General features: G+C 71.0%; 9 protein-coding genes and 1 tRNA gene. 8 read left to right on the top strand and 2 right to left on the bottom strand.

Annotated elements, in window-relative coordinates:
* Positions 1 to 159: 159 nt before the first annotated feature.
* The 4 genes from F4556_RS12985 to F4556_RS12970 all read left to right on the top strand — a co-directional run bounded on the left by F4556_RS12985 (position 160) and on the right by F4556_RS12970 (position 3,365).
* On the top strand, positions 160 to 1,308 hold the full coding sequence (locus F4556_RS12985) for an NAD-dependent epimerase/dehydratase family protein (RefSeq protein WP_376775687.1): 1,149 nt from the start codon (positions 160 to 162) through the stop codon (positions 1,306 to 1,308).
* A gap of 156 nt (positions 1,309 to 1,464) precedes the next feature.
* A complete protein-coding gene (locus F4556_RS12980; protein ID WP_376775686.1) occupies positions 1,465 to 1,905 on the top strand; it encodes a molybdenum cofactor biosynthesis protein MoaE in 441 nt (146 codons plus the stop codon).
* A gap of 151 nt (positions 1,906 to 2,056) precedes the next feature.
* Positions 2,057 to 2,239 (top strand): hypothetical protein, encoded by a 183-nt coding sequence (locus tag F4556_RS12975; protein ID WP_184914500.1) that lies wholly within the window; start codon positions 2,057 to 2,059, stop codon positions 2,237 to 2,239.
* A 43-nt stretch (positions 2,240 to 2,282) separates the two neighbouring features.
* Positions 2,283 to 3,365, top strand: a complete 1,083-nt coding sequence (locus tag F4556_RS12970) for a YlbL family protein (protein WP_184914499.1) — start codon at positions 2,283 to 2,285, stop codon at positions 3,363 to 3,365.
* 7 nt (positions 3,366 to 3,372) lie between these two features.
* Here the strand turns inward: F4556_RS12970 and F4556_RS12965 are convergent, their stop codons facing one another.
* A complete protein-coding gene (locus F4556_RS12965; RefSeq protein WP_184914497.1) occupies positions 3,373 to 3,933 on the bottom strand; it encodes a PPA1309 family protein in 561 nt (186 codons plus the stop codon).
* Between the two features lie 162 nt (positions 3,934 to 4,095).
* Between F4556_RS12965 and F4556_RS12960 the strand changes: the two genes are divergently transcribed.
* The 3 genes from F4556_RS12960 (at position 4,096) to F4556_RS12950 (ending at position 9,398) form a co-directional block, all read left to right on the top strand.
* Positions 4,096 to 6,984: a UPF0182 family membrane protein gene (locus F4556_RS12960; RefSeq protein WP_184924557.1), complete on the top strand. Its 2,889-nt coding sequence runs from the start codon at positions 4,096 to 4,098 to the stop codon at positions 6,982 to 6,984.
* 54 nt (positions 6,985 to 7,038) lie between these two features.
* A tRNA-Met gene (locus F4556_RS12955) sits at positions 7,039 to 7,112 on the top strand.
* A gap of 339 nt (positions 7,113 to 7,451) precedes the next feature.
* On the top strand, positions 7,452 to 9,398 hold the full coding sequence (locus F4556_RS12950; RefSeq protein WP_184914494.1) for an SEL1-like repeat protein: 1,947 nt from the start codon (positions 7,452 to 7,454) through the stop codon (positions 9,396 to 9,398).
* A gap of 155 nt (positions 9,399 to 9,553) precedes the next feature.
* Here F4556_RS12950 and F4556_RS12945 read toward each other — a convergent pair whose 3' ends face one another.
* Positions 9,554 to 9,964 (bottom strand): Fur family transcriptional regulator, encoded by a 411-nt coding sequence (locus F4556_RS12945; protein WP_184914491.1) that lies wholly within the window; start codon positions 9,962 to 9,964, stop codon positions 9,554 to 9,556.
* A gap of 117 nt (positions 9,965 to 10,081) precedes the next feature.
* Between F4556_RS12945 and F4556_RS12940 the strand changes: the two genes are divergently transcribed.
* Complete coding sequence (locus tag F4556_RS12940; protein ID WP_184914488.1) at positions 10,082 to 11,560, top strand: catalase; 1,479 nt, start codon at positions 10,082 to 10,084, stop codon at positions 11,558 to 11,560.
* Positions 11,561 to 11,570: the final 10 nt, after the last annotated feature.

Below are 11,570 nucleotides of genomic sequence, written 5' to 3'. Positions count from 1 at the left end.
CGTCACGCGCGTGGTGTGGCGGGGGTCTGCGCGCCCGGAGCGGGCGTCGGCCGCGCGGCCCGATCGCGCCGGGTGCACCGCCGGGGCCGCGCCTCGGGCAGGATGGTCGGTACGTGACACTCGTACGTACGCACATAAGCTAACCGTGGAGGATGGCCGGTGAGTTCCCCGCCTTCGGACGTTCGCTCTGGGCTGACCGGAGGTGAGGACGCCCCAGCTGCCGCGGGTTCGCCGTCTCCAGCCTACGGCGGCAGGCCGCTGACCGTGGCCGTCACCGGCGCCGCGGGAGTGCTCGGCGAGCGGGTCGCGGCCCGCCTGGTCGGCTCCCCGGGAGTACGCAAGGTGCTCGCGCTGGACGACCGGCGCGGTGAGGTGCCCGGCGTGCAGTGGCGGGTGCTGGACGTCCGCGACCCGGCGGTGGCCGAACGGCTGACCGGGGTCGACGTGGTGGTGCACCTGGCGATGGACCTCGGCATGGAGACCGACCCCCGGGCGCGCAGCGCGTACAACGTGCGGGGGGCGCAGACCGTGCTGACGGCCGCCGCGGCGGCCGGGGTGAGCCGGGTGGTGCTGTGCACCTCGGCGATGGTCTACGGCGCGCTGCCGGACAACGAGGTGCCGCTGGCCGAGTCGGCCGAGCTGCGGGCCACCGAGGAGGCCTCGCTGGTCGGTGACCTGCTGGAGATCGAGCGGCTGGCCCGCCGCGCGCCCCGGGCGCACCCCGGGCTGCAGGTCACCGTGCTGCGTCCGGCCGTGGTGGTGGGCCCGGGTGTCGACACCGTGCTGACCAGGCACTTCGAGGCACCCCGGCTGCTGGTGGTGGCCGGGTCCAGGCCGTGCTGGCAGTTCTGTCACGTGGACGACCTGGCGGCGGCGCTGGAGTACGCGACGCTCGGCCTGGTCGAGGGTGAGGTGACGGTCGGCTGCGACGGCTGGCTGGAGCAGGAGGACGTGGAGCAGCTGTCCGGCATCCGCCGGATGGAGCTGCCCGCCTCGCTGGCGCTGGGCACGGCGGCCCGGCTGCACCGGCTGGGCCTGACCCCGGCCCCGGCGGGTGACCTCGCCTACACGATGTACCCGTGGGTGGTCTCCGGGAGCCGGTTGTACGAGGCGGGCTGGCGGCCCGCGTACACCAACGAGCAGGTGCTGGGTGAGCTGCTGGCGCAGGTCGCGGGCAAGCACGCGGTGGCCGGGCGGCGGCTGGGCGGCAAGGAGGCCGCGACCAGCCTGGGGGCGGCGGGTGCCACGGTGGCGCTGATCGGTACGGCGGCGCTGGTCCGGCGGGCCCGGAAGAGCCGCCGGATCTGACCCGTACGGGGGCGTGCGGCCGGGGCAGTGCGCCTGTTGCTTCGCGCCTTGCCGCGCCCGGAGTGGAGGCCGGTCCGTTCCGCCTGGCGGAATGGCCCAATCGTGATGCGGAAACCTCTTGTCGCGGACCCCGGGGGATGAGGAATCATGGTGACCATGTCCGAGAACCACGACCCCATCCGCCTGCTGGCCATCCGCGAGACCCCGCTCTCGCTGGACGAGGTGTACGAGGCGGTCGGCGACGACGCGGCCGGCGGCACCACGGTCTTCGTCGGCACGGTGCGCGACCACGACGGCGGCAAGACGGTGACCGCGCTGGAGTACAGCGCCCACCCGACCGCCGAGCAGGAGATGCGGCGGATCGCCGACAAGATCGTCGCCGAGTTCCCCGTCCGGGCGCTCGCGGCGGTGCACCGGATCGGCCGGCTGGAGATCACCGACAAGGCGGTGATCGTCGCGGTCTCCTGCCCGCACCGGGGCGAGGCCTTCGCGGCGGCCCGGCGGCTGATCGACGACCTCAAGCACGAGGTGCCGATCTGGAAGCACCAGATCTTCGCCGACGGCGAGGAGGAGTGGGTCGGCGCGGGGTCCTGCTGACCCGCCGTCAGACCCGTTCGGTCGCATCCGGTCATACGAATACTTCTCAGTGGTGAGCGAAATCGTCGTGCCGTAACCCGAACGGCGGTGCAGCCGTTGGGCTGCCGGGTGGTTAATCTGCTCATACGAACGACGAGCTGGGAGTACGGACATGGCTGCGCTCGCCTGGTTGATCATTCCTGTCGTGGCGGCACTGCTCGCCATGCTCTGGGCCGGCTGGGCCGCCCGGACCCCGAGGGCCACCGGCGACCCGGCCTCGCTGGCCGAGCACCAGCGGTTCAGGGCCGCGATGGAGCGCAGCACCGGCTCCCCGGCGGAGCCCGGGAAGCGGTAGCCCGGGCGGCGCGGTGACGGCTCCGTCCCGTACTGTCGGACCCATGCCACGCCGCTCCGCGACGATGCTCGCCGCCACCCTGCTGCTCATAGCACTGCTCTGTGCGTCGGTCCTGATGAAGGTGCCGTACACGGAGATGAGCCCGGGCCCGACGTACAACACGCTCGGGACGCAGGAGGACGACGGGAAGCCGGTGATCCAGATCACCGGGCACGAGACGTACCCGACCAGCGGTCACCTCAACATGACGACCGTTCAGGTGACCGGCGCCAAGTACGAGCCGAGCCTGGTGTCGGCGGTGATCGGCTGGCTGCGTGGCGACGTGCTGGTGGTGCCGCACGACAACGTCTACCCGCAGGGCCAGACCGACCAGGAGGCCCAGCAGCAGAACGCGGAGGAGTTCGCCTCCTCCGAGGACAGTGCCAAGACCGCCGCGCTGAACCAGCTCGGCATCCCGGTCGGCACCCAGGTGGTGGTCAAGTCCGTGGTGGCCGGCGGCCCGTCCGAGGGCAAGCTGCACGCGGGGGACCGGATCGTCGCGGTGGACGGCACCAAGGTGACCACCGCCGAGCAGGTGGCCGAGCTGGTGACCAAGCACCAGCCGGGCGAGACGGCGGTCTTCACCGTCGTCCCGAAGGACCGCGTGGGCGCCGCCGCGACGGCGGCCGACGAGGTGCAGGTGCCGGTGGTGACCGGCAAGTCGGCGGACGGGACCCGGGCCGTGGTCGGGATCAGGCCGGACGTCGAGCACACCTACCCGTTCAAGATCGACATCGGGCTGCAGGACGTCGGCGGTCCGAGCGCCGGGCTGATGTTCTCGCTCGGCATCGTGGACAAGCTGACCCCGACCGACCTGACCGCCGGCAAGTTCGTCGCGGGCACCGGGACCATCACCGACGAGGGCAAGGTCGGCCCGATCGGTGGCATCTCGATGAAGCTGATCGCCGCCAGGGACAAGGGCGCCGAGTACTTCTTCACCCCGGCGGACAACTGCGCCGAGGCGGCCAAGGCCACGCCGAAGGGCCTCCGCCTGGTGAAGGCGGAGACCCTGGACGGCGCGCTCAAGTCGCTGGACCTGATCCGGGCCGGGCAGAGCGCCCAGCTGCCGGCCTGCACCGTCAGCTGACGGTCGCTCAGGAGAAGGTGGCGAGCAGCGCCTCGGTCAGGCCCGGCACCAGGTCCGGGCCGGTCAGCACCTCGCGGGCGACGTCCTTGGACCGCAGCCGGAGCGCGATCTCCTTCTTGCCGTCGCGCAGCACGGCCGCGGTGATCCGGACCTCCTCGCGGGCCGGGTGGTTGGCCGCCCAGTCGGCGAGCTGCGCCTCGGTGGCGTTCTTCGGGCGGCTGTGCTCGGCGCCCGGCGGCAGCATCTGACGCTCCACCACCAGCGCGCAGCCGACCACCTGGTCGGGCCAGGCGATGGTGCCGAGGAACTTGTCCAGCTCCATCCCGGCGGGCAGCTCGTCCTGCTCGATCACGGTGAGGTCGCCGGGCTTCTCGTCGGTCAGGCCCAGCTGCTTGGCCAGCTTCGGGTCCTGCTTGCGCAGCGCGGCGCTGTCCACCAGGGCGAACAGCCGGGTCGGCAGGTCCCAGCCGAGGGTGCTGGCGTACTCGTCGATCTCCAGCGCGGCGCGGGTGATCGGGGTGGCGGCGGGCGGCTTGCCGCCGGCCAGGGCATCAAGTGCATCGGACATGTCCCAATCCTCACATGCGCGGTGCCCCGGCCGGTTCAGCCCACCGGGGGGCCTAACTCGTGGTGAACCGTGGGAACTCAGGTAAAGACCGATTAAGTTGCACAGGAGACCGGACCAGACCGACCCACACGACACAGCAGAGGTGCCACCTTGGTATTCCAGATGCCGGACCGCCCGGGAGGCCCGGGCTTCCGTGCCAGAGTCGGCCCGCCCTCCCGGCGCACCCGAGTGCTCCTGCTGACCGCAGGGGTCCTGGCGGTGCTCTTCCTGCTGTTCGTGATGTTCGCGGGGCTGTGGACCGACTGGCTCTGGTTCAAATCGGTCCACTACTCCTCCGTGTTCTCCGCCCAGCTCTGGACCAAGGTCGGCCTGTTCGCCGTCTTCGGCCTGGTGATGGCGCTGGTGGTCGGCCTCAACCTCTGGCTGGCGTACCGGTTGCGGCCGCCGCTGGCCGCGATGTCGGTCGAGCAGCAGAGCCTGGACCGCTACCGGATGGGCGTCGCCCCGTACAAGAAGTGGCTGCTGATCGCGGTCTCGCTGCTGGTCGGCCTGGTGGCCGGGGCGGCGGCGGCCGGGCAGTGGCGGACCTGGATGCTCTGGACCAACCAGACCTCCTTCGGGGTGAAGGACAGTCAGTTCCACCTGGACGTCTCGTTCTACGCCTTCGAGCTGCCCTGGTACGAGTTCCTGCTCGGCTTCGCGTTCAGCGCGGTGATCGTCTCGCTGCTGGCCTCGGTGGTCGTGCACTACCTGTACGGCGGCCTGCGGCTGCAGGGCCCGGGGCGGAAGGCGAGCTCCGGCGCGCAGGGCCATCTGGCCGTGCTGCTGGGCGTGTTCGTGCTGCTGAAGGCGGCCGCGTACTGGCTGGACCGGTACGCGCTGGCGGTCAAGACCGGCTCCTACAAGCAGGTGGACGGCTGGACCGGCCTGCGTTACGTGGACGCCAACGCGTTCCTGCCGGCCAAGACCATCCTGTTCTTCGTCGCGATCATCTGCGCGGCGCTGTTCTTCCTCACCCCGATCCGCAAGACCTGGGCCCCGGCCCTGATCGGCTTCGGGCTGATGGTGCTCTCGGCGGTGCTGATCGGCGGGCTCTACCCGGCGATCGTGCAGCAGTTCCAGGTCAAGCCGAACGAGCAGGCCAAGGAGACGCCGTACATCCAGAAGAACATCGACGCGACCAGGCAGGCGTACGGCATCGCGGACAGTCAGACGCAGGCGTACGCGCCCAAGGCGTCGACCAACAGCGACGCGCTGAAGGCGGACGCGCAGACCATCGCCGACATCCGCCTGCTGGACCCGAACGTGGTCTCGCCGACCTTCCAGCAGATCGAGCAGCAGCGGTCGTACTACAAGTTCCCGAAGACGCTGGACGTGGACCGGTACGGCAACGGCCAGGTCGGCGGGCAGGACACCGTGATCGGTCTGCGCGAGCTGAACCTCGCCGGGGTGCAGCAGCGGAACTGGATCAACGACCACTTCAAGTACACCCACGGCTACGGCGTCGTCTCGGCCAAGGGCAACCAGGTCAACGACAAGGGCCAGCCGGTCTTCACCGAGTCGGGTCTGCCGTCCACCGGTTCGCTGGGCGACTACCAGCAGCGGATCTACTACGGCGAGGAGACCAAGACCTACTCCATCGTCGGCGGCACCAACGAGGAGATCGACTACTCCACCGACGCCGGTGACAAGCAGTACAAGTACACCGGCGACAGCGGCGTCTCGCTCAACAACCCGTTCACCCGGGCCGCCTACGCGGTGCGCTTCGCCGAGCCGCAGATCCTCTACGCGGGTGCCATCACCGACGGCGCCAGGGTGATCTACGACCGCACGCCCAAGGAGCGGGTGGAGAAGGTCGCCCCCTGGCTCTCGATCGACGCCGACCCGTACCCGGTGGTGCAGGACGGCAAGCTGGTCTGGGTGCTGGACGGCTACACCACCTCGGACGGCTACCCGTTCGCCTCCAAGACCACCCTGGGCGACGTCACCAAGGACTCGCTGACCGACCAGCGCGGGCGCACGCTCACCACGGTCAACAAGGTCAACTACATCCGGAACTCGGTGAAGGCGACCGTGGACGCCTACACCGGTGAGGTGACGCTCTATCAGTGGGACGACGCCGACCCGGTGCTGAAGACCTGGATGAAGGCCTTCCCCGGCACGGTCAAGGCCAAGGGCGACATCCCGAGCACCCTGATGCCGCACCTGCGCTACCCGCAGGACATGTTCAAGGTGCAGCGCGATCTGCTCGGCCAGTACCACATGACGGACGCCAACTCCTTCTTCAACGGCACCGACATCTGGCAGGTCCCGGTCGACCCGACCACCAACACCGGTGCGGTGCAGCCGCCTTACTACATGACGGTCCGGATGCCCGACCCGGCGGTGACTCAGGCGAGCTTCTCGCTGACCACCACCTTCGTGCCCAGCAAGCGGGACAACCTGGCGGCCTTCATGGCGGTCAGCGCGGACCCGGGGCCCGAGTACGGGAAGATCCGGATCCTCAAGGTGCCGGGGGACAGCAACACCCTCGGGCCCAAGCTGGTGCAGTCGCAGTTCAACTCGAACACCGACGTGGCCAACAAGCTCAACACGCTGAAGATCGGCGGCGACTCGGACATCGAGTACGGCAACCTGCTGACCCTCCCGGTCGGCGGCGGCCTGCTCAACGTCGAGCCGGTCTACGTGCGCGGGCGCGGCGCCGACTACCCGGTGCTGCAGAAGGTGCTCGCGGTGTACGGCAACGACAACGTGGCCTTCGAGAACACCCTGGAGGAGGCGCTGAAGAAGGTGCTCGGCAACGCCACCGCGCCGACCACCCCGACGGCACCCACCACCCCGGGCACCACGCCGACCACGCCCACCACCCCGACCACGCCGGGGACGGTCAACGCCGAGCAGGCCAAGGCGATCGCGGACGCCCAGAAGGCGTTCAACGACGGCGAGGCCGCGCAGAAGGCCGGCGACTGGGCCAAGTACGGCGAGGCCCAGAAGGCGCTCAAGGCCGCGCTGGACGCCGCCGCCGCGGCGGGCCAGCAGAAGACCGGCTGATGTACGGCGGTTAACGGACCGCTCCACCCCCGTGTTATGGTTGGGACACAACGACGCGGGGTGGAGCAGCTCGGTAGCTCGCTGGGCTCATAACCCAGAGGTCGCAGGTTCAAATCCTGTCCCCGCTACTCTGAACCGAAGGCCCGGAGATTCTTCTCCGGGCCTTCGGTGCTTCCTTATTGAGGGCGCTCACCCGTGGTGCACTCCGGTACGATGCGTGCCCGGGGTTTGTGGGGGTCAAGTGTCGGGAAATCGACAAAGCGCTGAAGCAATCTCGCCGGGCTTCGGCCCGCCCCGCCAAAACCTGGCCGGGGCAGGTGTACGCGGGTTGCGGGTGATGCGACGATGGACCACATGGGGGACGCCGTACGGCAGTTGACTCCCTTGGCCAAGGGGAGTCGTCGTCAGCGCCGAATCCGACACGTCCCCGGCGGGTGCCGCAGCACTCGGGGGAAGCGGGAGTCGGCATGAAGCTGATCGGCAGGAACGATCCGGGCAGTGGGGGCAAGGCGGCCGCGGGGGCGGCCGACACCGAGGCATGGGCGCAGAGCGAGGAGACCGCGGCGGCACTGCCCGCCCAGCGGACCAGCGGACTGACCGTCAGCCGCGCCGACGCCGGGTACGGCCCCGACAGCCTGGTCCGGGTCTCCGCAAGCCAGTTCGCGCCCGCCGCCGGCAGCTACGGCCCGCAGTCCGCCGTCGAGCCGACGCCCGACCGGGACAGCTTCGAGACCGCGCTGGCCGCCCGCGAGCAGGCCGCCCTGGAGTCGAGGCACCGTCAGGCCGCCGACCAGGGCGACCCGAACGCCGCCAGCCAGCTCGGCGCGCTGCTGCTCCGCCGGGGTGACCTGGCGGACGCCGAAGCGTACCTGCGCACCGCCGCGGCCGCCGGACTGCGGGCCGCCGCCAACAACCTGGGCGTCCTGCTGCACCAGCGCGGCCACCGGGCCGAGGCGGCCCAGTGGTGGCGGCATGCCGCGGTCGCGGGCTCGGCCCCGGCCGCGCACGCGCTCGGGCTGCAGCTGCGCGACCAGGGCGAGGAGGAGGCCGCCGAGTACTGGCTGCACTTCGCCGCCGAGCACGGCCACCCGCTCGGGGCGTACGCGCTGGGCGATCTGATGGAGCATCGGCGCGACGTGCGCGCCGAGCGCTGGTTCAAGGTGTCCGCCGACGCGGGGCACCGGGAGGCCGCGTACCGGCTGGCCCGGATGCGCGAGGCGGCGGGCGACAAGGACACCGCCGAGACCTGGTACCGGACCGCCGCCGCGCGCAGCCACGCCCGCGCGGGGCTGCGGCTCGGCGTGCTGCTGGAGGAGCGCGCCGCCGAGGACCCGGCCTGTCTCGAGGAGGCGGCGCGCTGGTACCGGCAGGCGGCGCAGAACGGCGAGCCGCGGGCGGCGTGCGCACTGGGCTTCCTGCACCGGGACGCGGGCGACCTGACGGCCGCCGCCGAGTGGTGGCAGGAGGCCGCCGAGGCGGGCGACGGCAACGCCGCCAACGCGCTCGGCGCGCTGCACGCCGGGCGCGGCGAGGCGGTCGACGCCGAGCGCTGGTACCGGGCCGCCCTGGAGGCGGGGGACCAGAACGGCGCCTTCAACCTGGGCCTGCTGTGCGCGAGCGCCGGGCGCGAGGCGCAGGCCGAGCAGTGGTACCGGCGTGCGGCGTACGCCGGGCACCGGGAGGCCTGCAACGCGCTGGCCGTCGTGCTGCTCCAGCGCGGCGACGAGTCGGGTGCCGAGCCGTGGTTCTCCAAGGCCGCCGAGGCGGGGAGCGTCGACGGCGCCTTCAACCTCGGGGTGCTGCACGCCGGGCGCGGGGAGCAGCAGCAGGCGCACGAGTGGTACGCGCGCGCCGCGGCCGAGGGGCACGGCGAGGCTGCACTGCAGCTGGCCGTGGCCCTGGAGCAGCGTGGGCAGCTGACCGGCGCGCTGGAGCGCTACCGGCAGGCGGCGGCGGGTTCCTCGGCCGAGGGCGCGTTCCGGCTGGCCTCGCTGCTGGACCGGCGCGGGGACGCGGACGACGAGGCCGAGCACTGGTACGCGGTCGCGGCCGACGCCGGGCACCGCCGCGCCCAGGTCCGGATGGGCGTCCGGGCCGCGGAGCGGGGCGCGCTGGAGATCGCCGAGAGCTGGTACCGCCGGGCGGCGGAGGCGGGCAGCCGCAGCGCCGCGTTCAACCTCGGGCTGCTGTTGGCCCGTCAGGACGAGGAGGCGGAGGCGATGGTCTGGTACACCCGCGCCGCCGACGCCGGCCATGGGCGCGCCGCCCTGCGGCTCGCCCTGCTCGCCCTGCGGCGGGGGGAGCCGGTGCAGGCGGAGAACTGGTGCCGCCGCGCCGCCGACTACGGGCCGGCCGAGGTCACCGAGCGGGCTTCGCGGCTGCTCGGGGCGCTGCACTCGGAGCTCAGCGCTTAGGCACACGCGTTGGTGGCACACGCCAGGGGCTCGGGGAACTGCGAGGAGATCTGGCGTTCGGGTCACTGCGAAAGTGCCTGACCAGCTACGCACGGATCACCTTGTACGAGGTCGGCGCCGCCGTTCCCCGGGCCCCTGTCTGCCGAAGCGTCTGCCTAGGAGCAGTCCGGGCAGAGCCCCCGGTAGGTGACTTCGGCGCCCGAGATGACAAAGCCGAAGCGTTCGCCTGCCGGGAGGGCCGCGATCAGGTCACCCTGGGGGTGGACGTCGCGGATGGAGCCGCAGCCGGAGCAGATGAGGTGCTGGTGGGCGTGGCGGGCGTTGGGGTCGTACCGCTTGGCGCGGCCGTCGGTGGCGACCTCCATGACCTCGCCGAGGGAGACCATCTCGCCGAGCGTGTTGTAGACCGTGGCGCGGCTGATCTCGGGCAGCACCGACACCGCGCGGGCGTGCACCTCGTCCGCGGTGAGGTGGACGTGGTCGCCGTCGAGGACCTCGGCCACGACACGACGCTGCGAGGTGAGACGCCAGCCGCGTCCGCGAAGTCGTTCCAGCAGGTCACTCATGGGGACAGGGTAAGCCACGTTCTCGACTTGGTTCCAGTGTTGACTTAGACAAAGTCCAAGCTAGGATCATGCCAATACTTAGGCACGGTACGACCGGATACGCGGAGGCATCCCGACATGACCACCCAGGACGAGCTGCGGCCCACGCTGACGACGGAGGCCGGCGCCCCGGTCGCCGACAACCAGAACACCGAGACCGCGGGCATCGGCGGTCCGGCCCTGATCCAGGACCAGACGCTGTTCGAGAAGCTCGCCCACTTCAACCGGGAGCGCATCCCGGAGCGCGTGGTGCACGCCCGTGGCGCCGCCGCGTACGGGACCTTCACGCTGACGGCGGACGTCTCGGCGTACACCCGGGCCGCGTTCCTCTCCGAGGTCGGCAAGCAGACCGAGACCTTCCTGCGGTTCTCCACCGTGGCGGGCAACCTGGGTTCGGCCGACGCGGTGCGCGACCCGCGCGGCTGGGCGCTGAAGTTCTACACCGAGGAGGGGAACTACGACCTCGTCGGCAACAACACCCCGGTGTTCTTCATCAAGGACGCCATCAAGTTCCCGGACTTCATCCACACCCAGAAGCGCGACCCGTACACCGGCTCGCAGGAGGCGGACAACGTCTGGGACTTCTGGGGCCTCTCGCCCGAGTCGACCCACCAGGTGACCTGGCTGTTCGGTGACCGCGGCATCCCGGCGTCCTACCGTCACATGAACGGCTACGGCAGCCACACGTACCAGTGGCAGAACGAGGCCGGCGAGTACTTCTGGGTGAAGTACCACTTCAAGACCGACCAGGGCATCAAGAACCTGCCGGTGGACGAGGCCAACAAGCTCGCCGGCGAGGACCCGGACAGCCACCAGCGGGACCTGCGCACCTCGATCGAGAACGGCGACTTCCCGACCTGGACGGTGCAGGTGCAGATCATGCCCGCCGCCGACGCCGCGAACTACCGCTTCAACCCGTTCGACCTGACCAAGGTCTGGCCGCACGCGGACTACCCGCCGATCGAGATCGGCAAGCTGGAGCTCAACCGCAACCCCGACAACGTCTTCGCCGAGGTCGAGCAGTCGATCTTCTCCCCGGGCCACTTCGTGCCGGGCATCGGCCCGTCGCCGGACAAGATGCTCCAGGGCCGCCTGTTCGCCTACGCGGACGCGCACCGCTACCGGGTCGGCATCAACGCCGACCACCTGCCGGTGAACCGCCCGCACGCCACCGAGGCGCGCACCAACAGCCGCGACGGCCACCTCTACGACGGCCGCCACGGCCGCTCGAAGAACTACGAGCCGAACAGCTTCGGCGGTGCCGTCGAGACCGGCCGCCCGCTCTGGGCCGCGGTGCCGGTGAACGGTCTGACGGGCAACCACGAGGCGCCCTCGCACAGCGAGGACAACGACTTCGTGCAGGCCGGCAACCTCTACCGGCTGTTCTCCGAGGACGAGAAGGCCCGCCTGATCGCCAACCTCTCCGGCTTCATCGCCAAGGTCTCGGCCGACCGCGAGGACATCGTCGAGCGCGCGATCAACAACTTCCGCCAGGCCGACGCCGACTACGGTCAGCGCCTGGAGGACGCCGTCCGCGAGCTGCGCAAGCAGAAGTAACGGCACCTCA

The sequence above is a fragment of the Kitasatospora gansuensis genome, from assembly GCF_014203705.1.
GTDB classification, from domain to species: Bacteria; Actinomycetota; Actinomycetes; order Streptomycetales; family Streptomycetaceae; genus Kitasatospora; species Kitasatospora gansuensis.
The sequence above is the reverse complement of the archived record's forward strand: the minus strand, read 5'-3'. Positions and strand labels throughout refer to the sequence as shown.